25 protein-coding genes are annotated in these 23,256 nt (G+C 68.2%); 16 read left to right on the top strand and 9 right to left on the bottom strand.

The features are described 5' to 3' along the window. Nucleotides 1-183 precede the first annotated feature (183 nt). The gene (locus ACFTSF_RS34285; RefSeq protein WP_380158865.1) at nt 184-576 is read left to right on the top strand and encodes a cytidine deaminase; all 393 of its coding nucleotides are present in this window, start codon (nt 184-186) and stop codon (nt 574-576) included. Beyond that, nucleotides 573-1,847: a thymidine phosphorylase gene (locus ACFTSF_RS34290; protein WP_380158866.1), complete on the top strand. Its 1,275-nt coding sequence runs from the start codon at nt 573-575 to the stop codon at nt 1,845-1,847. The genes ACFTSF_RS34285 and ACFTSF_RS34290 overlap by 4 nt, the downstream gene beginning before the upstream one ends. Here ACFTSF_RS34290 and ACFTSF_RS34295 read toward each other — a convergent pair. Further along, entirely contained in the window at nt 1,844-2,458 is a 615-nt protein-coding gene (locus tag ACFTSF_RS34295) for a hypothetical protein (RefSeq protein ID WP_380158868.1), read from the bottom strand. The two genes, ACFTSF_RS34290 and ACFTSF_RS34295, sit on opposite strands and share 4 nt — an antisense overlap. A gap of 143 nt (nt 2,459-2,601) precedes the next feature. Continuing rightward, on the bottom strand, nt 2,602-3,207 hold the full coding sequence (locus ACFTSF_RS34300; RefSeq protein ID WP_380158870.1) for a uridine kinase: 606 nt from the start codon (nt 3,205-3,207) through the stop codon (nt 2,602-2,604). A 57-nt stretch (nt 3,208-3,264) separates the two neighbouring features. Between ACFTSF_RS34300 and ACFTSF_RS34305 the strand changes: the two genes are divergently transcribed. Then, nucleotides 3,265-3,687: a hypothetical protein gene (locus ACFTSF_RS34305; RefSeq protein WP_380158872.1), complete on the top strand. Its 423-nt coding sequence runs from the start codon at nt 3,265-3,267 to the stop codon at nt 3,685-3,687. Here the strand turns inward: ACFTSF_RS34305 and ACFTSF_RS34310 are convergent. Further along, nucleotides 3,644-4,432 carry a phosphotransferase gene (locus ACFTSF_RS34310; protein WP_380158874.1) on the bottom strand — a complete coding sequence of 263 codons (789 nt, stop codon included), beginning with the start codon at nt 4,430-4,432 and terminating at the stop codon, nt 3,644-3,646. The genes ACFTSF_RS34305 and ACFTSF_RS34310 overlap by 44 nt on opposite strands. A gap of 6 nt (nt 4,433-4,438) precedes the next feature. After that, on the bottom strand, nt 4,439-5,392 hold the full coding sequence (locus ACFTSF_RS34315) for a sugar-binding transcriptional regulator (RefSeq protein ID WP_380158875.1): 954 nt from the start codon (nt 5,390-5,392) through the stop codon (nt 4,439-4,441). 142 nt (nt 5,393-5,534) lie between these two features. Here ACFTSF_RS34315 and ACFTSF_RS34320 point away from each other — a divergent pair, with 142 nt between their 5' ends. Genes ACFTSF_RS34320 through ACFTSF_RS34350 form a run of 7 tightly spaced genes read left to right on the top strand, consistent with a single transcriptional unit; the run spans nt 5,535 to nt 12,531 of the window. Then, a complete protein-coding gene (locus ACFTSF_RS34320) occupies nt 5,535-6,899 on the top strand; it encodes an ABC transporter substrate-binding protein (protein WP_380158876.1) in 1,365 nt (454 codons plus the stop codon). 12 nt (nt 6,900-6,911) lie between these two features. Next, nucleotides 6,912-7,856 (top strand): carbohydrate ABC transporter permease, encoded by a 945-nt coding sequence (locus tag ACFTSF_RS34325; protein WP_380158878.1) that lies wholly within the window; start codon nt 6,912-6,914, stop codon nt 7,854-7,856. Continuing rightward, the gene (locus ACFTSF_RS34330; RefSeq protein WP_344156921.1) at nt 7,853-8,698 is read left to right on the top strand and encodes a carbohydrate ABC transporter permease; all 846 of its coding nucleotides are present in this window, start codon (nt 7,853-7,855) and stop codon (nt 8,696-8,698) included. Before ACFTSF_RS34325 ends, ACFTSF_RS34330 begins: the two co-directional genes overlap by 4 nt. Further along, a complete protein-coding gene (locus tag ACFTSF_RS34335; RefSeq protein WP_380158881.1) occupies nt 8,695-10,152 on the top strand; it encodes a mannitol dehydrogenase family protein in 1,458 nt (485 codons plus the stop codon). Before ACFTSF_RS34330 ends, ACFTSF_RS34335 begins: the two co-directional genes overlap by 4 nt. Nucleotides 10,153-10,182: 30 nt before the next feature. Beyond that, complete coding sequence (locus ACFTSF_RS34340; protein WP_380158883.1) at nt 10,183-11,622, top strand: FGGY family carbohydrate kinase; 1,440 nt, start codon at nt 10,183-10,185, stop codon at nt 11,620-11,622. A gap of 26 nt (nt 11,623-11,648) precedes the next feature. Then, the gene (locus ACFTSF_RS34345) at nt 11,649-12,071 is read left to right on the top strand and encodes a DUF3592 domain-containing protein (RefSeq protein ID WP_380158885.1); all 423 of its coding nucleotides are present in this window, start codon (nt 11,649-11,651) and stop codon (nt 12,069-12,071) included. A gap of 31 nt (nt 12,072-12,102) precedes the next feature. After that, complete coding sequence (locus ACFTSF_RS34350) at nt 12,103-12,531, top strand: DUF3592 domain-containing protein (protein ID WP_344156934.1); 429 nt, start codon at nt 12,103-12,105, stop codon at nt 12,529-12,531. Here ACFTSF_RS34350 and ACFTSF_RS34355 read toward each other — a convergent pair. From ACFTSF_RS34355 to ACFTSF_RS34365, 3 genes are all read right to left on the bottom strand, one after another. After that, entirely contained in the window at nt 12,513-14,570 is a 2,058-nt protein-coding gene (locus ACFTSF_RS34355) for a hypothetical protein (RefSeq protein WP_380158887.1), read from the bottom strand. The genes ACFTSF_RS34350 and ACFTSF_RS34355 overlap by 19 nt on opposite strands. Before the next feature lie 361 nt (nt 14,571-14,931). Further along, nucleotides 14,932-16,185: a sensor histidine kinase gene (locus tag ACFTSF_RS34360; protein ID WP_380158889.1), complete on the bottom strand. Its 1,254-nt coding sequence runs from the start codon at nt 16,183-16,185 to the stop codon at nt 14,932-14,934. Continuing rightward, nucleotides 16,182-16,877 carry a response regulator transcription factor gene (locus ACFTSF_RS34365; protein WP_380158891.1) on the bottom strand — a complete coding sequence of 232 codons (696 nt, stop codon included), beginning with the start codon at nt 16,875-16,877 and terminating at the stop codon, nt 16,182-16,184. Before ACFTSF_RS34365 ends, ACFTSF_RS34360 begins: the two co-directional genes overlap by 4 nt. Before the next feature lie 125 nt (nt 16,878-17,002). On the opposite strand from ACFTSF_RS34365, the gene ACFTSF_RS34370 reads away from it, so the two are divergent. The 6 genes from ACFTSF_RS34370 (at nt 17,003) to ACFTSF_RS34395 (ending at nt 22,250) form a co-directional block, all read left to right on the top strand. Further along, complete coding sequence (locus ACFTSF_RS34370) at nt 17,003-17,365, top strand: hypothetical protein (protein ID WP_380158893.1); 363 nt, start codon at nt 17,003-17,005, stop codon at nt 17,363-17,365. Then, the gene (locus ACFTSF_RS34375; RefSeq protein WP_380158895.1) at nt 17,362-18,387 is read left to right on the top strand and encodes an AAA family ATPase; all 1,026 of its coding nucleotides are present in this window, start codon (nt 17,362-17,364) and stop codon (nt 18,385-18,387) included. Before ACFTSF_RS34370 ends, ACFTSF_RS34375 begins: the two co-directional genes overlap by 4 nt. Then, nucleotides 18,387-19,481, top strand: a complete 1,095-nt coding sequence (locus ACFTSF_RS34380) for a DUF58 domain-containing protein (protein ID WP_380158897.1) — start codon at nt 18,387-18,389, stop codon at nt 19,479-19,481. Before ACFTSF_RS34375 ends, ACFTSF_RS34380 begins: the two co-directional genes overlap by 1 nt. Continuing rightward, nucleotides 19,478-20,416 carry a VWA domain-containing protein gene (locus ACFTSF_RS34385; protein WP_380158899.1) on the top strand — a complete coding sequence of 313 codons (939 nt, stop codon included), beginning with the start codon at nt 19,478-19,480 and terminating at the stop codon, nt 20,414-20,416. The genes ACFTSF_RS34380 and ACFTSF_RS34385 overlap by 4 nt, the downstream gene beginning before the upstream one ends. 305 nt (nt 20,417-20,721) lie before the next feature. Then, nucleotides 20,722-21,489, top strand: a complete 768-nt coding sequence (locus ACFTSF_RS34390; protein WP_380158901.1) for a S1C family serine protease — start codon at nt 20,722-20,724, stop codon at nt 21,487-21,489. Between the two features lie 287 nt (nt 21,490-21,776). Next, nucleotides 21,777-22,250, top strand: coding sequence for a YkvA family protein (locus ACFTSF_RS34395; protein WP_380158903.1), 474 nt, complete (start codon nt 21,777-21,779; stop codon nt 22,248-22,250). On the opposite strand, the gene ACFTSF_RS34400 is transcribed toward ACFTSF_RS34395, so the two are convergent. Together ACFTSF_RS34400 and ACFTSF_RS34405 are read right to left on the bottom strand one after the other, a co-directional pair. Beyond that, a complete protein-coding gene (locus tag ACFTSF_RS34400; RefSeq protein ID WP_380158905.1) occupies nt 22,232-22,501 on the bottom strand; it encodes a hypothetical protein in 270 nt (89 codons plus the stop codon). The two genes, ACFTSF_RS34395 and ACFTSF_RS34400, sit on opposite strands and share 19 nt — an antisense overlap. Further along, nucleotides 22,498-23,241 carry a sulfite exporter TauE/SafE family protein gene (locus ACFTSF_RS34405; RefSeq protein WP_380158906.1) on the bottom strand — a complete coding sequence of 248 codons (744 nt, stop codon included), beginning with the start codon at nt 23,239-23,241 and terminating at the stop codon, nt 22,498-22,500. Before ACFTSF_RS34405 ends, ACFTSF_RS34400 begins: the two co-directional genes overlap by 4 nt. Between the last annotated feature and the right edge of the window lie 15 nt (nt 23,242-23,256).

Consider the following 23,256-nt stretch of genomic DNA (forward strand, 5'->3'; position numbering starts at 1 on the left):
GGACAAACCTGTCTACCCAACAGAGCTCCGCTGCTTTACGTTCAACACACCCCTTGACACCACCCAACCCGCCTTAACTAACCGGCCTTGGGGTTCACCCACCAAACGGGAGGTTCCCGTACCGGAATTTGGGGTGGGAACCTCCTAGAGGGTGGGTCACCCACCAAATGGGATGCTGGGGTGGTGGATGTGGACTGGAAGGTGCTGCGGGATGCCGCGGTGGACGCGATGCGGCGGGCTTATGCGCCTTACTCCGGGTACGCCGTGGGGGCGGCGGCGCTGGTGGAGGACGGGCGGGTGGTTGCCGGGTGCAACGTCGAGAACGCGTCGTACGGGTTGACGTTGTGTGCCGAGTGCGGGCTGGTGTCGGAGTTGCACCGGACCGGGGGTGGGCGGCTGGTCGCCTTCACCTGTGTGGACCACAACGAGGAGTTGCTGACGCCGTGCGGACGGTGCCGGCAGTTGTTGCACGAGCACGGTGGACCCGGTCTGCAGATCGAGACGGCGTCCGGGAGCCGGCCGTTGCGTGAGTTGTTGCCTGAGGCGTTCGGGCCCGAGTTTCTGGAGGAGAAGTGAGCTTCGACGCGGTCGACGTGATTCGCACCAAGCGGGATCGCGGTGAGTTGAGCGACGGGCAGATCGACTGGGTGATCGACGCCTACACGCGCGGTGATGTCGCCGACGAGCAGATGTCGTCGCTGGCGATGGCGATCCTGCTGAACGGGATGAACCGCCGCGAGATCGCCCGCTGGACCGCGGCGATGATCGCCTCCGGCGAGCGGATGGACTTCGCGAAGCTGTATCGCCCGACCGCCGACAAGCACTCGACCGGCGGCGTCGGCGACAAGATCACGCTGCCGCTCGCACCGCTGGTGGCCGCGTGCGGTGTCGCCGTACCGCAGTTGTCCGGTCGCGGCCTCGGTCACACCGGCGGCACGCTCGACAAGCTCGAGTCGATCCCGGGCTGGCGCGCGGCACTGTCGAACGACGAGATGATGCGGCAACTCGAGGACGTCGGTGCGGTGATCTGCGCGGCCGGCGACGGCCTCGCTCCGGCCGACAAGAAGCTGTACGCGCTGCGCGACGTGACCGGTACCGTCGAGGCGATCCCGCTGATCGCCAGCTCGATCATGAGCAAGAAGATTGCCGAGGGCACCGGTGCACTCGTGCTGGACGTGAAGGTCGGCACCGGCGCCTTCATGAAGGACCTCGCCGACGCGCGCGAATTGGCCGAGACAATGGTTGCCCTCGGCACCGATGCCGGCGTGAAAACCGTTGCCCTGCTCACCGAAATGTCCGTTCCGCTCGGCCTGACCGCTGGAAACGCACTGGAGGTCCGCGAATCCGTCGAGGTCCTGGCCGGCGGCGGTCCCTCCGATGTCGTCGAGCTGACGATCGCCCTCGCCGTCGAGATGCTCGCGGCAGCCGGCGTCACCGACGTCGACCCGGCGGAAAAACTGCGCGACGGTACGGCGATGGACGCCTGGCGCGCGATGATCTCGGCCCAGGGCGGCGACCCCGCTGCCGAACTCCCGGTCGCTCCGGAACAGCACGTCGTACCGGCGCCGTCGTCCGGTGTCCTGTCCAAGCTAGACGCACTCGCCGTCGGTGTAGCCGCCTGGCGCCTCGGCGCCGGCCGCGCCCGCAAGGAGGACCCGGTCTCCCCAGTCGCCGGCATCGAACTGCACGCAAAGCCCGGTGACACCATTACCGCCGGCCAACCCTTGCTGACCTTGCACGCGGACGACGCGAGCCGCTTCGAGCGGGCCCTCGAGTCGTTGACCGATGCAGTCGAGGTCTCAACGTCGTACGAGGCCGGCCCGCTGGTGATCGACCGAATCGGCTAGCTGGAGCCTGTGGTGAGGCGGGTTCGTTGGCGTTGGGTCAGGTCGGAGATGAGGGCGGTGTCGGGGCGGATCGTTGTGCCGAGTGGGGCGGATTGGCGGACGGAGAGGAGCGCGACCAGGGAGCCGGAGACGAAGCTGGCTTCGGCGATGGCCTCGTTCTTCTCCGTGCCTGCGTCGTACGCCGCGTGTGCGTTGCTGAGGGCACCGGGGACGCGGAAGGGATGGTTGCGGGGCTCCTGGCTCCAGAAGCCTTCCTGGAGGACCTTTGCCTTGGCCGGGGTTGCTGTCTTGAAGAGCTCGACGACGTAGCGCTTCTTCTTGTCGGGGCTGAGACGGCTGGCGCGGTAGCCCTCGACGAAGCCTGAGTTCAGGAGGAGGGCGCGGTCGAGGGCGGGTTCGGCGGAGAAGTTCGCCAGGTAGGTCTCGGTGCTGAAGGGGCCGGTGGTGTGCTTCGGGTCGGCCACGAAGCCGCGTGGCAGGACGATCATCCCGGCCAGGGCGCTCTTGACGGTCTGCTCGACGATCTTGGTCGGAGCGGGGGCGTCGGCGGGGCGCACCGCGGCGCCCGCGTCACTGCCGCAGCCGGTCACACCGAGCAGCAGGGCGGTCACAACAACGGCTATACCAGGAGCCGAGCGGTTCACGACCGCTATCCGAGCAGGAAAAGGTGAACAGCGGCCTAACCGCGGTGGACCTGTAGGCCATCACAAATGCGCTCGCGGTGCCGCGCTGAGCGCAGACGGGCGCCGAAAGGTCAATTGTGATGGCGTGTGGGTCCGGCAATCAACGCGGTGATTCGGCGGAGGGCGACCTTCGGGGTCATGGGGGCGCAGCCGGCGTCGACGCAGCGGCGGACTACCTGGGGGTCGTCGCGGAGGAGTAGGAGACCGCGGCGGAGCAGGGTGAACGGCGGTTTGCGGTGCTCGCGGAGGTCGCGCTGGAAGCGGCGGACGAACGTGACCAGGCGGTGGTGTCGGACACAGATCGCGATCGCGAGCAGGCCGCGGTCCCGGAGTTCGCCGGTGATCTGGTCGGCGAAGATGCCCTCGGCAATGATCAGCGGGGATCCCTCGGTGCTGAACTCCCGGTGCCCGACGGTCCCGTCGGCGGAGATCTCGTAGATCGGCATATCGGCCTGGCCGGTCGCGCACAGCAGTTCGAGGGCGGCGACCGCGCGGCCGCCGTCCCAGGAGGCGGGGTCGTCCCAGTCGACGATGCCGAGCGGGGACCGCGGCATCGCCTCGTCGTCACCGTCCCGGTAGAAGTCGTCCAGCCGCACGACGGGCAGCCCGGTCAGCTCCGCCAACCGCGATTTCCCGGCCCCCGACGGCCCGGCCAGCAACACCACACGCGCACTCACCCGCCCATTCTCCGCCACCCGCCGGTAACGTCCGCGCCCGCCCACCGATAACCAGACGTGCCGAAGCTGAAACTGGGAGCCGTCTTCTACGCGCTGATCGCGGTTGTCGGCGTACTAGAGGTCGTGATGATCACTACGCAGCAGAGCCGGTGGGCGGGCCTGCACGGCTGGGTGCTCGCCGCGACGGCAACCGCCGACGGGCTCATCGCCGCCTTGTTCGCCATCGGAGCGGCCACGCGATGGGGGCTGATCGCGGACGACGGGCCGTGGATCTGCCAGCACGGCTGGGTCGTGGTGATCGGGCTGGTGGCGGTCAAGTTCGTGTTGTTCATCGTGCAGGACAGCGAGGCCATGCCGTTCCCGAGCGCGGCGCTGGTGTTCGTGCCGCACTTCATCCGCAGGTTGCAGGAGAACTATTACCAGGGTCGGCAGGAAGCTAGCTCAGGAGAGCGTTCTGCAGCTTCTGAGAGTGTTGAGTGAACCATGCGTCGGTGCGGGCGGTCAGGGCGGCTTCGCCGGTGGTCCAGCGTTGGTGGAACCAGGGGTGTCCAGTCTCGGAGCCGCGGCGGACGTAGTCCATACACCAGACGTGGTTGTCGGCCGTTGCCGCGACGAGCCGAGCGCGATCGGCCTCGGTCAGTTCGTAGGTGTCCGCGAAGCGGCGCAACCGACTGAGGACCCGACCTCGCCGTACGTCGTGGATGTCGTCCTCCGGCCGGAGTGGCGCCCACAGGCGGATCGCGGCGGCGACGTCCCACAGGGCTGAGCCCGGGCCGGCGAGGTCGAAGTCGATCAGGGCGACCGCGATCCCGTCTCGGAAGACGATGTTGTCCAGGTTTGGATCGTTGTGGCTGATCAGGCCGTCGACGTACTCCGTCGGGACAGGCTCGTTCCAGGTGAGGTCGGCTGCCGGGAATCCCGCAACGGCCTGGTGGTAGTCGCGCAGAAGCACCGCCACGCTGTCGAGTGCCTCGTCCGTCATGGACCAGGACGGGTACGGCGGCGTGACCGTCTCGCCCGGCACGTAGGACAGCACCTCACGGTCTTGCGCGTCGATGTCCAGGAACCGCGGTGCGCCGGCGAATCCCACGTCCTCCAGATACCGCAGTACGGCGTGGGTCGCCGTACTGCCGGCTCGGAGCGGTCGGCGGACGGTGTCGCGGACCCGGACGACCAGTCCCCGGTTGGCGGTGCCACCGAGTAAGGGGGTTTCCACCTCGCCCATGGTGGGCTAGGTGACCTCGTCCAGCAAGGCGCGTGCGAGTGGACTGTGGGTAACGATCCCGTTCACCAGCCCACTGCGGATCGCGGCGCGAACCGCGTCGGCCTTGCCGAGACCGTACGGAATCGCGATCACCTCGTCGATCGCGTTCATCTGGTCGGCGTTGATCGCGATCACCCGATCGGTGACCTTGCTCTGAACCGGAACACCCTTCGCATCGACGAACACCCCGGAGATGTCCGCCACGACACCACGCTTCCGCAGCTGCTCACACGCGTCCGCGTCCATGGCGTCGTACAGCGTGGATTGACCGGCGGCCCAGGATCCCAGGCCCACAACGGCTTTCGTGACGGTGTCGAAATGACCGATCGCCTCAGCGACCTCAGGCTGCTGCCGCAACGCGCGCGCCGTGGTCGCATCCGGAACCACCAGTGGCGCATAGAACAGGTACGCCGGTCCGCCGGACAGCCGCGCGGTGTGTCGGACGAGCTCGACCGAGTTGGCCTCGACATCCGGCCGGGTGAGTGCCCCGGTGAGCTGAACGACGGGGACGGTCGCAAGCGAGGTGAGCTGGTCGGTCATCGCCGTGACGGCGCGCGCCCAGGCCAGCCCCAGTACGTCGTCCGCGGTGACGATCTCAGTGAGCAGTTCCGCCGCAGCCTTGCCGAGTTGCAGACGTAGCGCGGCCGGCTCGTCCTCGGGGGTGTCGACGACGATCGCGCGGCGCAGCCCGAAGGTCTCCTGGAGCCGGGCGGACAGGTCGAGATCGACATTCCCCGGATGGCTGATCTCGATCCGCACCAGCCCGCTGCTGCGCGCCTGGTCCAGCAACCGCGCGACCTTGAACCGGCTGAGCCGGAACTCGTCGGCGATCTCGACCTTCGATCGGCCGTCGACGTAGTACCGGCGCGCGATCGACGCCGTCAGCACGAGGTGTGCCGGACCGCCCGCGATGGGCTCCATCTCGCCTCCCCACAACCAGGCCGCTCATATGAGCGGAGCTGTGCACCAGTGTTGCACAGACTCTTGACAGGTCAACCCCGATTCCGTTTCACTCGTGGCAGTGAGCGGAAGCTTGCTCAAATGAGCGGTGAGGGAGTGGCTCGTGCCGAGACAGCGAAAACGTGCCGGAGCGGTCGGTGTCGCACTTCTGGTGAGTGCGGTCAGTGGCTGTGCCGGGTGGGGCGGTGGCGCCGGTGGTGGTGGCGCCGACAGCATCAACGTGCTGATGGTGAACAACCCGCAGATGGTCGATCTGCAGCAGCTCACCGCCGACAACTTCACCAAGCAGACCGGGATCAAGGTGAACTTCACCGTGCTGCCGGAGAACGACGTCCGGGACAAGATCAGCCAGGAGTTCTCCAGCCAGGCCGGTCAGTACGACGTCGCGACGCTGAGCAACTTCGAGATCCCGATCTATGCCAAGAGCAAGTGGATCGCGCCGCTGTCCGACCACATCGCGAAGGACCCGTCGTTCGACCAGGACGACATCCTGAAGCCGATGACCGAGTCGCTGTCCGGCGAGGACGGCAAGGTGTACGGCGAACCGTTCTACGGCGAGTCGTCGTTCCTGATGTACCGCAAGGACGTACTCGAGTCCAAGGGCGTGACGATGCCGGCCAAGCCGACCTGGGACGAGGTCGCGGATATCGCGGCCAAGGTCGACAAGGCCCAGCCCAACATGCGCGGGATCTGCCTGCGCGGTCAGCCCGGCTGGGGCCAGATCTTCGCGCCGCTCACGACCGTGGTGAACACCTTCGGCGGCACCTGGTTCACGCAGGACTGGCAGGCACAGGTGAACTCGCCGGAGTTCACCGCGGCCACCAAGTTCTACGTCGACCTGGTCCGCAACCATGGCGAGGCGGGCGCGCCCCAGGCCGGCTTCACCGAATGCCTGAACAACCTGATCCAGGGCAACGTCGCGATGTGGTACGACGCCACGTCCGCCGCCGGATCGCTGGAGGCGCCGAACTCGCCGGTGAAGGGCAAGATCGGCTACGCCCCGGCACCGGTCAAGGAGACCGACAGCTCGGGCTGGCTGTACGCGTGGTCGTGGAGCATCCAGGAAGCCAGCAAGAAGCAGGACAACGCCTGGAAGTTCATCTCGTGGGCGTCCAGCAAGGAGTACGAGCAGCTGGTCGGCGAGAAGCTCGGGTGGTCCCGGGTCCCGGCCGGGAAACGGGCGTCGACGTACGAGAACCCGGCGTACCTGAAGGAGGCCGGGTCCTTCGCGGCACCGACCAAGGAAGCCATCGAGACCGCGGACCCGCGCAACCCGGGGACGCAGCCGCGGCCGGCGATCGGGATCCAGTTCGTCGACATCCCGGAGTTCCCGGATCTCGGTACCCAGGTCAGTCAGGACGTGAGCTCGGCGATCGCCGGGCGGATGAGCGTGGACGAAGCGCTGAAACGCGGGCAGGTGCTCGCCGACGACGTGGCCGAGCGGTACCGCTCGCGCGCGGCGAAGTGAGGGGAGTGAACCATGTCTGTTGACACCGAAACCCGCCCGCAGCGTAAGCACGCGGCCCCGGACCAGAGCTTGATGCGCAAGACCGGGGACTGGGCTCGGCGGGCGCCCTTGCTGCCGGCGCTGGTCTTCATGATCGTCGTGACCCAGCTGCCGTTCGTGGTCACGCTGATCACGTCCTTCATGGACTGGAACGCCTACTACCCCGACGAGCGCGGGTTCGCCGGGATCGACAACTTCCGCCGGGTGCTGACCGACGCGAACACGCGACACGCGATCTGGGTGACGATCCTGCTCACGGCAGGCGTCGTACTGATCAGTCTGCTGCTGGGGCTGGGGATCGCGCTGCTGCTGGACCGCAAGTTCCGCGGCCGGGGCGCGGTTCGGACGATGATGATCACGCCGTTCCTCGTCGTACCGGTGGCGGCCGCGCTGCTCTGGAAGCACGCGCTGTACAACCCGACGTACGGGTTGTTCAACGGAGTGCTGAAGTGGATCTTCGGCGAGAACGCGCCACAGCCGGACTGGATCAGCAACCAGCCGTTGTGGTCGATCATCTTCGCGCTCGTCTGGCAGTGGACGCCGTTCATGATGCTGATCCTGCTGGCCGGGCTGCAGAGCCGGCCGTTGGACGTGATCGAGGCGGCCGGGATCGACGGCGCGAACCAGTGGGAGATCTTCCGCTACATGACGCTGCCGCACCTGCGCCAGTACCTCGAACTGTCCGCGCTGCTGGGCTCGATCTACGTCGTACAGAACTTCGACGCGGTCTTCACGATCACCTCGGGCGGTCTCGGTACGTCGAACCTGCCGTACACGATCTACCAGACCTTCTACACCGCTCACGACTACGGACGTGCCTCGGCCGCCGGCGTCATCGTGGTGATCGGCACGATCGCGATCGCGACGTTCGCACTGCGGTCGGTGTCCACGCTGTTCCGAGAGGAGACCGGACGATGAGCGGCGCTGTCACGATCGTGACGGGGAAGAAGAATCGCGGTGGTGGTTGGGCGCTGAGTGGGCTGGCGTGGATCATCGGGATCCTGTTCGTCCTGCCGGTGTTGTGGATGTTGCTGACCTCGTTCCACTCCGAGGAGAACGCCGCCAAGAATCCGCCGGATGTCGCGGCTCCGTTGACGATTGATGGCTACCGGGCGTTCTTCGACACCGGCCCGTGGCCGTCGCTGGCGAACTCGCTGACCGCGAGTGTGCTGTCCACGGCGTTCGTGATCCTGCTGGCGTTCCCGGCGGCGTACGCGCTGTCGATCCGGCCGGTGCGCAAGTGGACCGACGTCCTGTTCTTCTTCCTGTCCACGAAGATGCTGCCGGTGGTGGCCGGTCTGCTGCCGATCTACCTGTTCGCGCAGTCGGTCGGGTTCCTGGACAACATCTGGCTGCTGATCATTCTCTACACGTCGATGAACCTGCCGATCGCCGTCTGGATGCTGCGCAGCTTCCTGTCCGAGGTGCCGGTGGAGATCCTCGAGGCGGCCTCGGTTGATGGAGCGTCGCTGAGTAGGACTCTGCGATCCGTGGTCGCGCCGGTGGTGACTCCGGGGATCGCCTCGGTGGCGCTGATCTGCTTCATCTTCAGCTGGAACGAGCTGCTGTTCGCCCGCGTCCTGACCGGGACGGTGGCGCAGACGGCGCCGGTGTTCTTGACTGGGTTCGTGACCAGCCAAGGATTGTTCCTCGCCAAGGTGTGTGCCGCGTCGATCGTGGTCTCGCTGCCCGTGCTGATCGCCGGGTTCGCCGCGCAGGACAAGCTCGTTCAGGGCCTGTCGCTGGGAGCGGTCAAGTGACCCAGCTGAACACGGCGGCATTGGGTGCCCTCGGCAACCTCGCCGTACTGTCTTATGACCGTACGGCGGTGACGCCGGGCATCGTGCACTTCGGGGTCGGTGGGTTCCACCGGGCGCATCAGGCGATGTACCTCGATGCGTTGATGAACGACGGGAAGGCGCTCGACTGGGGGATCGTCGGGGTCGGCGTACTGCGGCAGGACCGCCGGATGTACGACGTCCTGTCCGGGCAGGATCACCTGTACACGCTGGTGATCAAGCACCCGGACGGGACGCTGGAACCGCGGGTGATCGGCTCTCTCGTGGACTACCTGTTCGCGCCGGACGACGCCAACGCCGTACTGGATCGGCTGGTCGACCCGGCGACGCGGATCGTGTCGCTGACGATCACCGAGGGTGGGTACCACGTGAATCAGGTGACGGGGGAGCTGGACACCTCCGGGCTGGAGGCCGACCTCGAACCGGATGCGGTGCCGGGGAGTGCGTTCGGGTTCGTCGTCGAGGCGCTGGCCCGGCGACGGGCGGCCGGGATCCCGCCGTTCACGGTGATGTCGTGCGACAACATCCCGGGGAACGGGCATGTCGCCCGGAAGATGCTCGCGGCTTTTGCGCGGTTGAAGGATCCCGCGCTAGCCGATCACTTGGAGAACGAGGTTCGCTTTCCGAACTGCATGGTTGATCGGATCACGCCGGTCACCACGGACGGTGATCGGTCCGCGTTGTCCGAGGTTTTCGGGGTCGAGGACGGGTGGCCGGTGGTGTGTGAGCCGTTCACCCAATGGGTGCTCGAGGACGACTTCGGGGGCGTGCGGCCGCCGTACGAAGAGGTCGGTGTTCAGATCGTCGACGACGTCGAGCCGTATGAGCTGATGAAGCTGCGGCTGCTGAACGCGTCGCATCAGGCCTTGTGCTACCTCGGGTATCTGGCCGGCTACCGGTATGCGCACGAGGTGTGCCAGGACAAGCTGTTCGTGGGTTTCCTACTTCATTACATGACCGAAGAAGGTACGCCGACGCTGCCGCCGGTGCCCGGGGTTGATTTGAACCGCTACCGGCATCAGCTGATCGAGCGGTTCGCGAATCCGGAGGTCAAGGACACGCTCGCGCGGTTGTGCGCGGAGAGCTCCGACCGGATCCCGAAGTGGCTCGTCCCAGTCATCCGCGAGCAGCTCGCGGCCGGGCGCGAGATCAAGCGGTCGGCGCTGGTGGTCGCGTCGTGGGCCCGGTACGCCGAGGGTGTCGATGAGCAGGGTGAGCCGATCGAGGTTGTCGACCGGCTGCGCGACAAGCTCGTCGAGCGGGCGCAGCACAACCGCGAGGACCCGCTGGTCTTCATCTCGGACCCGGACCTGTTCGGTGACCTGGCGTCCGACTCCCGGTTCGTCGCGGAGTACACCGCCGCTGTGCGGTCGCTCCACGAGATGGGGGCGCGCGCGACGCTCGAATCGCTTTAGGCTGGTCCCCAAACTAATCAGGGAGCCTGAATGACCGAGCCGAGACTGGTGGCTGGGGTGGACTGCTCCACCCAGGCCACCAAGGTGGTCGTGTGCGATGCCGAAACCGGCGCAGTCCTGCGCGAAGGGCGGGCGCCGCACCCCGACGGCACTCAGGTCGACCCGCACGAGTGGTGGAAGGCGTGGGAGATCGCCTCCGACGGGCTCCTCGACGGCGTCGAAGCGATCGCCATCGGCGGCCAGCAACACGGCATGGTCCTCCTGGACGAGGCCGGCGAGGTAGTCCACCCCGCAGTCCTCTGGAACGACACCAGCTCCGCCGACGCCACCACCGAACTAATCACCGAGCTAGGCGGCCCACAAGCCTGGGCCGAAGCAGTCGGCTCGATGCCAGTCCCGTCGTTCACCGTCACCAAGCTCCGCTGGCTCCGCGACAACGCCGAGACCGACCCGGTACGCCGGGATGCGTTCGCGCGGGCGGCGGCCGTCGTACTGCCGCACGACTGGATGACGCATCGGCTGGCTGCTGATCGGTCGGGGATCGACGGGATCACCACTGACCGCGGTGACGCTTCGGGTACGGGGTGGTGGTCGCCTGCTACTAACAGCTATCGGGAGGCTTTGGTTGAGCGGGCTTTTGGGCGCTCGTTGAAGCTTCCGCGGGTGGCTGGGCCGGCTGAGATTGTCGGGCGGACGGCGTCGGGTGCTGCGTTGGCTGCGGGGACCGGGGACAACGCGGCGGCCTCGCTCGGGTTGGATCTGCAGGTTGGTGATGTGGCGATCTCGCTCGGGACCAGCGGTACGGCGTTCGCCCGTTCCGCCCACCCGACCGCGGACCCGAGCGGTTTCGTGGCCGGCTTCGCAGACGCGACCGGCGAATACCTCCCGCTCGTCTGCACGCTGAACGCGGCTCGCGTGATGTCGGCGACCGCGCAGTTGCTGGGGATGACGCTGCCCGAGTTCGACGAGGCTGTCCTGTCGTCGCCCGGCAGCCAGGGACTCGTCCTGCTGCCGTTCCTCGACGGTGAACGCACGCCGGACCTCCCGCACTCGACCGGCCTCGTCTACGGCCTCACGAGAGCAACCGCCCAGCCCGCCACCATGGCGCGCGCCGCGGTCGAGGGCCTGTTGTGCGGCCTGGCCGACGCCGTCGACGCCCTCCGCGCCCAAGGCATCCCCGTCAACCGCCTCCTGCTGCTCGGCGGCGGTGCCCGCTCCCGCGCCGTACAGGCTCTCGCTCCAGCCCTCCTCGGCGCCGAAGTCGTCCTCCCCGAACCAGCCGAGTACGTCGCCCTCGGTGCCGCCCGCCAAGCCGCCTGGGCGCTCACCGGCACCCTCCCGACCTGGCAGGTCCCCGTCGGCAAACCCGAACCCGCCATCACCCTCGACGCCACCGAAATCCGCGCCAACTACGCCCAGGTGCTCACCAACACCCGCCCCCTCCTGGCGTCGCCGTACAACGGGAGCTGACCCGCCCGATCAGGCATGGTGTCCGCGTGACAATCAATCGCCGAGTGATCGCCGCGTCGGTGGCGGCACTCGTGTTCCTGGTGGTGGGGCTGGTGCAGGTCGCCGACCTGTACTGGCTGCGGCACCGCGGGGAGGTAGTCACGGCGACGGTGGGGGAAGTGCAGCACAGCCGTCGCAGCACCGACAAGATCAAGGTCACCTACGTCACCCGCGACGGCCAAGCGGTCGTCGCGAAGACCGCGAACTACCACGACGCCGAGCCCGGCCAGAAGCTCGACGTCCGCTACGACCGCAAGAAACCCACCCGCATGCAAGCAGCAGACTGGCCCCTCGCCTACACCCGCCCAGTCCTCCTGTACGGCGGTGTCGGCGCCTTCCTGATCCTCCTGTCCCTCCTAGACCTCCGCCTCAACCTCCTCGGCCGCGCCCGCGGAGCCGCCACCCGATGAGGCGGTCTGTGGTGGCGATGCGGAGGTGTGGGTGAAGGTACGGCGGAGGTCCGGGTGGGTGGTTGTGCTGCTCGGCGCGGCGATTCTGTGCGGGAGTATCGGGTGGACGCTGGTGTCCGACGTGTACTGGTTGCGGCAGCGCGGTGAGGTGGTGACGGCGACCGTGGTGGCTGTGGACCACCCGCGGGCTGGGAAACCGCCGAGGTGGATCGATGTGCGGTACGTGACGCGTGCCGGTGAGGCGATCGACCAGCGCGTCTCACGCTTCAGCCACTACAAGGCGATTCCACGTCAGATCGATGTCATCTACGACCGCGATCAACCCCACCGGGTATCAACTGTTGATCGCGGTCTCGACTACACGTTCCACCTCGTCCTGTTCACCATCATCACCGCGGGGCTTCTAGCAGCCGCCGTCGTACTCCTGCTCTGGAAACACCCTCAGCCCCAGGTGTCGTGACGGATGGTGGCGCCTTCGGTCCACCAGTGCTGGGCGGCGTTGCCGGCGTCGAGGGACCAGACGTGTTGGGCTGAGCCGACCGCAGCGGCCGTCGGATCTCCCGTGATGCCGGTGCCCCAGGTTTCACGGACGAGGCCGGTGCTGGGGGACCAGTAGACGTGGATGAGGTCGCCGGTGGTGGTGCGGTGCCACACGTGCTGGGCGTCGCCGACCTGGAGGAACGCGGGTCGGCCGACAGCACCCGTGGACCAGACGTCGGTTCGCCAACCCTCCCGAGCATTCCACCACCAGTGCCGGAGTTCGCCGTTCGCAGTGGTCGCCCAGATGTGTTGCGCATCGCCGATCTGCGCGGTGACCGGGTCGCCGGTGACGTCGTTGCCGATGGTCTCGCTCCGGAACCCCTGCGGTCCCGTCCACCACGTGTGCCGGATGCGCCCGTCGGTCGTCCGTACGACGATGTGCTCGGCATCCTGCACCAGCAACGCGCTCGGTCGTCCGGCGAGCCCGCTACCCCACGTGTTGCGCTGGACAGCCTGTCCAGGTGCCCACCACCAATGCTGAAGGTTGCCGGAGGCATCGACCGCCCAGGTGTGCTGAGCGTTGCCGTTCACCAGCGCGGCCGGGTCGCCGCCCAAACCGGTTCCCCAGGTGTCGTGATAGCTACCACTCGCCGGGTCCCAGAACGAGTGCTCCAAAGCCCCGCTCGTCGATCGCCAGAACACGTGCTGCTGCTCGCCGTACAGGAATCCGACCGGCTGCCCGGCGACCGCCGTACCCCAGGTGTCGCTGTGCATCCCGTCCCGGCTGTCCCAGAACCAGTGCCGCAACGTGCCGGTGGAGGCCGTGGCAAACAGGTGCTGCTGGTACTGCGTCACGAACACCCGCCCCGACTCAACCGCTGACCGGCTCCCCACCGGTACGGCGGCTCCCGCGCCCGGCCAGGCGCGGCACGTACCGCCCGCGTCGTAGTCGGTCGCGATCTGGAACACCGACTTCCCATCCGCCGATCCGAGCAGCGGGTTGCTCCACGTCGGGCACACGCCGTTCCCCGGATCCGGAATCTGCACCGGCGCCGTGATCTCGAACCAGTCCCCGTGCCCACTGGCCCCGTTCCCGAAGAACATCCGCCCGTCGCCTGCTGCGAAACTCCCGTCGGCGTTCCGCACCCGCATCGAGTTCAGTACGACGGTATTCCCCACCACCGTGATCGTCGGCGTACTGCCGGGGTACCGCCCATCCGCAGTACGCACCCGCGAGCCGGCATCGGTCGGCGAACCCCAGTTCCACCCATCGGTCGACCACCGGACGTAGGCCTCGCAGTTGTGCCCAGGCCCGCAGATCTCGTAGCTCATCAGGTAGGTCCCGTCCGGAACCTTCCGTACGACGGCCATCCCCGGCCGAGCCGCCGTGTCGGCCAGCGCCACGACATCCCGCGGTGCCGTCCAGTTCACGCCGTCGGTGGTCGCATGCTCGACGAGTTTCTGACTGTGCACACCATCGGTCTCGTCGGAGTAGAACATCACCAGCCGACCGTCGGTCGTGACCGTGAACTCCGGTTCCCACGTCCCGGACCCGTTCGGCGACACGTCCACCTCGGCCAGGAAAGTCCAGGTCCGCCCTTGGTCCGCGGACTTCCAAACGTGTTCCGACATGCGCCGGCCCGCACCCGCGTCGGCTCCCATCGACGCCGCCCACAACAGCGTCCCGGCCGGCATCGCACCAACCGCTTGCGGCAGCTCGTACAAGGTGTGACAGCACATACCAGTGTGGTTGAGCGGATCGGCAACCCGCCCGACCTGCTTGAACGTCAGCCCGTTGTCCGTGCTGTGGTGAATCGCGCCGATCCAGTCCCCGTCGTTAGTCACCAGCGCGGCCACCATCGTGCCGTTCCCCTGCGCCTGATGCTCCAGCCGAATCACCCGCGGATAAAACGCGTAGCCCGGGGCCATCGGCGTACCACCCCCGATCGGAACCGCCTGAGCCGGCAACCCAGCCGCCAGCAAACCCAGCAACACCAGCACAGTCAGCACTCGACGCATGACGCCTCCCAGGGATTCAGTTCCATCAGTGCAGCGGGCCGCGCTTTCAAGAACCTTTCGACCGCCGAGCCGAGCCTGCCCGACCGCCCCGCGAGCAGCTATCCCTTCCACCCCAACCGAACTGCCACGCCCGGCTACCGCGAATGTGAGGACTGTGCCCTCGGAAAGTCCTTGCCGACAGCATGGACCCCGCACTCGCCGACCATCTCCCCACACTCGCACGGTGGCTTCGATGGCGGGGCACGGTGGCTTCGGTGGCGGGGCACGGTGGCTTCGGTCGCGCGGGGGGTTGGTGCCGCGGCGGGGCGCCTGAGCGCGGGTCTGACGGTGTGTTGTGGGGCGTGTTGTGGAGGGGGCGTGGTCAGAGGCGCGGGCCGAGCGGATCCTCGGGCGGTGGGGTGGGAGTACGGCGTACGTCGTCGGTGAGCGCGCGGTCGGGGAGCCAGATGATGAAGGTGCTTCCGACGCCCAGCTCGGAGTGCAGGGCGACCGTTCCGCCGTGGGATTCGGCGATCTGGCGGACGATGGCCAGGCCGAGGCCTGCTCGGCGTTGGCCGGTTGAGGGGACGGTGGCGGGCGATTGCCGGGTGCCTGCGCGGAAGAAGCGGTCGAAGACTCGGTCGGCGTCGTCGGCGGCGATGCCGGGTCCTTCGTCGCGGACGGCGATCCAGGCCCAGCCGTTCTGGCTGCCTACCGCGAGCACCAGCTGGCTGCCGCCTCGCGCTAGGCGAACCGCGTTGGAAAGCAGGTTGTCGACAGCACGCCGCAGCGCCGACGCGTCGCCGGCGGTGATCGGGCCGGGGGACAGCCGCCGTACGACGTGGAGTTCGCGATCGGCGGCGAGCAGTTCGTACTCCTCGGCCGCCTCGCTCGTGATCGCGGCCAGGTCCACGTCGGCGTCGACGAACGCCGGGGACGACCGGCGAGCGGAGGCAAGGAGGTCCTCGACGAGACGGGTCATCCGCTGGATAGCGCGACTGACGATCGCGGTCGCCTGGGCCCGGTCCTCGGGTGGGGTGTCGTCATGTGCCAGTACGGCGTCGACGTTCGCCTGGATCACCGCGAGTGGATTGCGCAGTTCGTGCGAGGCGTCGTCGACCAACTGTCGTTGCGCTACGAACGCCGACTCCAGCCGCTCGAGCATGTCGTCGACGGTGTCACCGAGGTTCCGCAACTCGTCCCGCGGACCTTCGAGCGCGATCCGGCGAGAGAGGTCGGTGGCCGAGATCTCCTGCGCGGTCGCGGTGATCCGCCGTACCGGCCGGAGCGCCCGCCCGGACAACCACCAGCCGGTCCCGAGGCTGACGAGGAACAGTGCGCCGATACCGGCGGCCGAATAGGACCGCAGGGTCTCCAGCGTCTGGAAGTTGACCGCGGACTGCACACTGGCGATATCGGCGGCCTCGATCGTGTAGCCGTCCTTGATGTGCACCTGCCCATCGGGACTCTTGTAATACTTGTTCACCGTGATCGGGTTCAGCGGCTTCGGGTCCAGGTAGGCCCGGAGCGCGAAGTAGACCCCGCCGAGCAGCAACGCCGACAGGGCGATCAGCACCGCGGAATACGTCAGGGTCAGCCGGAAGCGGATCGTCTGGGCCCACGCGGGAACCTTCATGTGTCCTCACCTCGCAGCCGATAGCCGCGGCCGATCACGGTTTCGAGCACCGCCTCTTCCCCGTCCTGGGTGAGTTTGCGGCGCAACGTCCCGACAGTCACCCGGACGCTCTGGGTGAACGGATCCGCGTTCTCGTCCCAGACATGTTCGAGCAGTTCCTCGGCCGACACGACATGACCGGGGCGCGACATCAGATACCGCAGTACGCCGAACTCCTTGAGGGTCAGCGCGAGTTCGCGGCCGTTCCGGGTGGCGAGGTGGCGGGACGAATCGAGGACGAGGTCGCCGACGTGCAGTTGCGTACTCCCGTTCGTCACGTCGCGGCGCAACAGCGCGCGGATCCGGGCCAGCAGTTCGACCAGCGCGAACGGCTTGGTCAGGTAGTCGTCGGCACCCTCGTCCAGCCCGCGGACCCGATCGGCCAGCGAGGCGCGCGCGGTCAGCATCAGCACCCGCAGCTCTCGCCCGGAGGCCACCTCGATCTCGCCGCGGCGGACCGCCCGGCACAGGTCGAGCCCGCTGGTGTCCGGCAGCGTGATGTCCAGGATCGCCAGGTCGTACGCCGTCGTCGCCAGCTTCTCCACCGCCTCGGCCCCGGTCAGCGCCGTGTCGACGGCATAGCCGGCCCGCCCGAGTCCGGAGCGCAACGCGCTGACCAGGCCTTCCTCGTCCTCCACCACCAGTAGTCGCACGACACCAAGGTAGCGGGATCGGCGTCGTCCGCCGGTCTGGTCTTTCGCCGGACTTTCGTTCTGCTTTCCGGTCGTTTTCGGGGCTGCTTGATGAAGTGGTGATCACTCGATCCCAAGGAGACTTCATGAACATCCCAGGCAAGCGGATCCTTCTCGGTACGGCGGTAGCCGTGGCAGCGCTCGGTGTCGGCGGCATCGCCTACGCGGCGGGGAACGACCCGGCGCCCGACCAGGGCTACGTGACCGTCGAGGAAGGCACGCCGAGCGCCGCGCAGGGCGACAACCCGAGCACCGGGACGCCGCAGCAGGGCAGTGGGACCGCGGAGCAGGGTAGTGGGACGGGGACGCGGGACGGGCGCGATTGCCCCGACAAGCAGGGCGGCGGCCAGGGACAGGGCCAGGCGCAGCCGACGCAGCCCGACCAGAATCCGACGCAGCCCGACCAGAACCCGACGCAGCCTGAGCAGAACCCGGCAGACGACGCATGAGTGAGACCCACGTCGCGCGTCCCGGCGTGACGGCCGCTTCCCTCGAACACGCGTTGTTCGAGGTGAAGCGGGTCGTCGTCGGACAGGACCATTTGGTCGAGCGGATGCTGGTCGGGTTGCTGGCCCGGGGCCACTGCCTGCTCGAAGGGGTACCCGGGGTCGCCAAGACGCTCGCGGTCCGGACGCTGGCCGAGGTGATCGGTGGCCGGTTCGCCCGGTTGCAGTTCACTCCCGACCTGGTCCCGGGCGACATCATGGGGACCCGGATCTGGCGGCCGTCGACCGAGGGGTTCGACACCGAGCTCGGCCCGATCTTCGCCAACCTGGTCCTCGCCGACGAGATCAACCGGGCCCCGGCCAAGGTGCAGTCGGCGTTGCTGGAGGCGATGGCCGAGAACCAGGTCAGTATCGGCGGCACGAGTTACCAGCTGCCCGATCCGTTCCTGGTCCTCGCGACCCAGAACCCGATCGAGTCCGACGGCGTGTACGCACTCCCCGAGGCGCAGCGGGACCGCTTCCTGCTGAAGATCACCGTCGACTATCCGAGTCCGCTCGAGGAGCTGACGATCCTGCAGCGAATGAGCGCTCGCCGTCCGCACGCGAACGCCGTACTGACTCCGGAGCAGGTGCATCAGTTGCAGCAGGCAACGGAAGAGGTGTTCGTCCACAACGCGGTGGCCGAGTACGTCGTTCGTCTGGTGCATGCGACGCGGGCTCCGAACCAGTATGGGCTGGCGGATCTGGCCGGCGTACTGGAGTTCGGCGCGAGCCCGCGGGCGACGCTCGGTTTGGTCGCGGCGGGGCGTGCGTTGGCGCTGCTGCGTGGTCGGGACTACGTGCTGCCGGCTGATGTGTGCGACGTCGCGCTCGACGTGATGTCGCATCGGTTGGTGCTCACGTTCGACGCCCTCGCGGATGGCGTGGACCCGCGGTCGGTGATCGCGCGGATTCTGCACACGATCGAGCAGCCCCACGTCGTACCGTCCGACTCTGACACGGCCCTTCAGGGATCGGCAGCCTGATGAGCGGCCCTGACCTGCTCGCCGGTCGTGAGCGTGCACTAAGGGCGCTCGAACTGACGGTGAAGCGGAAGCTGGAAGGGTTTCTGCACGGCGAGATCACCGGGCTGCGCAGCGGTCCCGGGAGTGAACCGAACGAGGCGCGTCCGTACCAGGCCGGGCAGGACGACGTACGCCGGATGGATTGGAACGTGACCGCCCGTTCGCTGGACCCGCACGTGCGGGCGCCGCTGGCCGAGCGGGAACTGGAGACGTGGGCACTGCTCGATGCGTCGGCCAGCATGGACTTCGGCACCGCCCTCAGCGAGAAGCGTGACCTCGCGATCGCGATCATCGGAGCCCTCGGTCTGCTCGCTAGCGGTCCCGGCAACCGCCTCGGCGTCCGAATCGCCGTCGGCGACGAAGTACGCCGACTGCCGGCGGCCGGCGGCGGCGTCCAGCTCCGCCGGTCGCTACGCACCCTCCTGTCGTTGCCCAGAGCAACGCCAGGCGAGTACCCACCGACCGACCTAGCCCGAGCCATCACCCGCCTGAACCGCGAACACCCCCGCCCCGGCCTCCGCGTAGTCGTCTCCGACTTCCACGACGACCCCTTCACCCCGACGATCGTAGGAGGTGGATCCATCGGCCGTGCCGCCCACTCGCGCGGCGGTGTGCTCGGAGGGGGCGCGTCCGCGCAGTACGGGAACCGTCTTGGCCGCGATGAGCGTGCGCCGCATGATCCCGCGTCTGCCGAAGGCGCGCTCGGGTGGGCTGATGCGCTGCGCCGGTTGTCCGCTCGGCACGAGGTGTTGGCGATCGAGGTTCTCGATCCGCGGGAGCTGGAGTTGCCTGAGGTCGGCCTGCTCACCTTGGTCGACCCCGAGACGGGCAGGCGGCGCGAGGTACAGACGAGTAGCAGGAAGCTGCGCCGCCGGTACGCCGACGCGATGGCCGCGCACCGGGACCGGACCACGCAGGCGATTCGTGGGGCCGGGGCCGCGCATCTGGTGTTGCGGACCGACAACGACTGGGTGCGCGACGTCGCCGCGTTCGCCACCGCCCGCCGCCGGGCCAGTGTCCGCCGGCACCCGACTTCGAGGACCGGTATCCGATGAGATTCGAGCAACCCCTGTGGCTCTGGCTGCTGGTGCTGGTCGCGGCCCTGGTCGCGGCGTACCTGATCGCCCAGCGCCGACGCACCAAGTACGCCGTCCGGTTCGCGACCCTGCCGATGCTGGAAAAGGTCGCCCCCAAGCGGCCCGGCTGGCGCCGGCACGCGCCGGCCGCGGCCTTCCTCGCCGCACTCACCGTGCTGACGATCGCGATCGCCCGCCCGGTGGCCGACATCCGCGTGCCGCGGGAACGCGCCACCGTGCTGGTCGCGATGGACGTGTCGAACTCGATGGCCGCGACCGACGTCGCGCCGAACCGGTTCGAGGTCGCTCAGGCGGCTGCGGTCCAGTTCGTGCAGGACCTGCCGGAGAAGTTCAACGTCGGGCTGGTGTCGTTCGCCCGTACGGCGACGGTGGTGGCGGCCCCGAGCACCAACCACCAGGCCACGGTCGACGCGATCAACAGTCTGCAGCTCAGTAACAGCACCGCGATCGGCGACGCCGTACTGACGAGCCTGCAAGCGGTTCGCACCATCGACCCCGACGACCCGCCGCCAAGCCGGATCGTGCTGCTGTCCGACGGCGGCAACACCTCAGGCAGCCCAGTCGACGAGGCCGCGCAGGCCGCCGTACAAGCTGGTGTCCCGGTGTCGACGATCGCCTACGGTACGCCAGAAGGCACGGTCAACATCGACGGCCGCGAGATCCCGGTCCCAGCCGACACGCAAGCGCTGGAACGACTGGCCGACACCACCAAAGGCTCGTTCTACGAAGCCGAGTCCGACGAGCAACTCCGCGACGTCTACTCCGACCTCCAGTCCTCCATCGGCTGGACCACCGAACCCCGCGAGATCACCAACCTGGTAGCAGGAATCGCCTTGGCCGCCGCCCTCCTGGCCGCCCTCGCCTCCCTCCTCTGGTTCTCCCGCCTCCCGTAGTAGGAGCCCCCATGCCCCCACACCTAGGAAACCCGTTCCGCGGTCCCGACTACATCCCGGGCCCACCACCTCCTGGCTCCCACCCGATGGGTGGGGAGGGGGATGAGGGGGCAGCGTCCGCCCACCACGGCGTGGCTCCGCCCGCCTCCCGATCCGCGGCTCCTCCGGCGCCTCCGCCCGCTTCGCCACCTGACGCGGTTCCTCGGCACGCGGCAGCTTCGGCTGCCTTCCCATTCACCGTCACCCCGGTCTCCGCCTCGCCATTGGCTCCCCCCTCTCCGGTGGCGGCGGCACCTCAGGCCGGGGTGACGGCTCCACCTCGCAAGCTGGCAGGCGTCGTACTGGGGACGTTGGCGATGTCGTTGGTTGCCGGTGGGTTGGCGGGGGCGGTGACCGGCGGGTGGTTGGACGGTACGCCGGGCTCCGGGCCGGCGGAGTTGCCGCAGGCGGCGGCTCCGGCGGGTGGGGCGCAGCAGGGGTCGATCTCGGCGGCTGCGGCGAGTGTGCTCCCGGGCGTGGTGTCGGTGCGGGCGGGCCGGGCGACCGGGTCGGGGTTCGCGGTCGACACCCAAGGACACGTGGTGACGAATGCCCATGTGGTGGAAGGAGCGAGTGATGTATCCCTGGTCCTGTCGAACGGCCGCCAGGTCGACGCGGACGTTCTCGGCGTGGACGCGAACAACGATCTCGCCGTCCTCCAGGTCGCGCCGGCCGACGCCGAGGGGTTGCGCGCGCTCACGCTCGGCCGGTCCGCACAGCTGCATGTCGGCGACCCGGTCCTGGCCGTCGGTTCACCACTAGGCCTGGAAGGAACCGTCACCGCCGGCATCGTCAGCGCCGTCGACCGCCAGGCCCGGTTCGGCGACAACAACACCCGCCAGTCCGCCATCCAGACCGACGCCGCCATCAACCCCGGCAACTCCGGCGGCCCCCTGGTCAACGCCGCCGGCCAGGTCGTCGGCGTCAACACCGCCATCGCCACCCTCGGCAGCTCCCGCTCCGGCAACATCGGCATCGGCTTCGCCATCCCCGTCGACCGCATGACCACCATCGTCGAGTCCCTCATCGACTGACCCATTTCCCTGGCTGGCCACTCCCGTTGGGGGTTCCGCACTCTGGTTAACGGTGCAGAACCCCCCAATTTCGCTGGCCAGCCACCGGAATGCGGGTCGGGCTGAAACAGCGTGTCAGTTGGGAGAACGGTGTGTCAGCTGGACCTCGTCGTCGCAGCCGACGGGGCTCAGTCGGACCGGGGGGCCATCACAAGTGGGGTGGGTTGGGGGCGGCTGAGCGTGGGGGCGGGAGCGCGGGCGCAGTTGTGATGGCGTGCAGGTCCGGGTCTGCGCTCTACAGTGGGTGGATGGTGTATTTCGGTGGGCTGTTGGCGGTGCTCGGGGTCGGGACTTTGCTGTTCCGGGACGGCGATGTCGTCGGGCTGCCGGCGGTTGCGGTGGGGGTTGGGCTGCTGGTGATCGGGGCCGGGGTTTCCGCGTTCGGGTTTGTTCGGCGGCGGAAGGTTCGGGCGCGGAAGATCGCCAAGGGGGAACCCGTACCGGTGGGTGATGTGATTGAGCGGGCGCGGGCGTTGCCGCGGCTGATCCGGGCGGCGCGCAAGGGCGAGTACGGCGAGTTGCCGAAGAGCCGGATGACGTTATGGGTGCTCGCGCTGATTTACCTGGTCTCGCCGTTCGACATCCTGCCGGACCTGCTGCCGATCATCGGGGTGACCGACGATGCCGGAGTCGCGGTGTGGTTGCTGACCAGCGTCTCGACCGCGGCCGGCCTCTTCATCAACCACGAGCGCAAGCAGGTCGGTCAGCGCCCTCTCGACTGATCGAGCCAGTCGGCAACATCCCCAGCCGCCTCATCGGGGTGCTGGTAAGCGAACAACTGCAACGGATCAGTCGGTACGTCGGCAGTCGGGCACGCCAGCCTGGTTGCGGCGACCACGAGCTCGCGCGCCGCGGTCAGCACCAGCTCGGCCTGGGCCAACGCGGCGGCCGGATCGTCGAGCTCAGCCGCCGACCGAGCCAGGTCGGAGACTTCGCAGGCCTGGTAGGCCATGGCGAGCTGGGCCCGATTCATCCGAACGCTCGCACGAAGAAGAGGATCGTCATCGCGACCGCAGTCGTGAGGACGAGTGCGCGCAGCACGACATGCGGGAGTCGCCGTACCAGATGTGCGCCGAGATAGCCGCCGATGATCGCGCCGCACAGCATCGCGATCAGGTGCATCGGCTGGTCGAGGACGTTGGCCGCGAAGACGAAGATCAGCCCGGAGGTCAGGTAGACGGCGGCGACCTGGAGGACGCGCAGGGGGTTGCCCTTGGCTGGATCGAGTGAGGTGGTGGCCGTCCAGAAGGCGAGCATCATCAGCCCGACGGCACCGCCGAAGTAGCCGCCGTAGATCGATAGCAGGAACTGTCCGGACAGGATCGCGGCCGGTCCCGGCGTACCGAGCCGGATCGCGCGGGTCAGCCGTTTGCCGAAGGCAAGCACCAGGGTGGCGAACGCGAGCAGCCAGGGGACCGCGGCGTCGAAAGATGCTGACGGCAACAACAGCAGGAGCGCGGCGCCGACCGCACCGCCAAGCACGCTGGCCGCCGTGAGGCGAGCTGGGGACGGTTTGGCGAAGGTGTGTACATCGCGGCGGTAGACCCAGGCGCTGGTCGCGTTGCCGGGCAGCATCGCGACGGTGGTGGTCGCGTTCGCGGTGACCGGTGGCATGCCGCCCGCCACCAGCGCGGACAGTGCCACGAAGCTCCCGCCACCGCCCACGGCGTTCAGGGCGCCGGCGGCGACACCGGCCAGCAGGATGATCAGCACTCTTTGAGGATCAGG

Origin of the sequence: Kribbella sp. NPDC056951 (genome assembly GCF_042674205.1) — a bacterium.
GTDB lineage: Bacteria > Actinomycetota > Actinomycetes > Propionibacteriales > Kribbellaceae > Kribbella > Kribbella yunnanensis.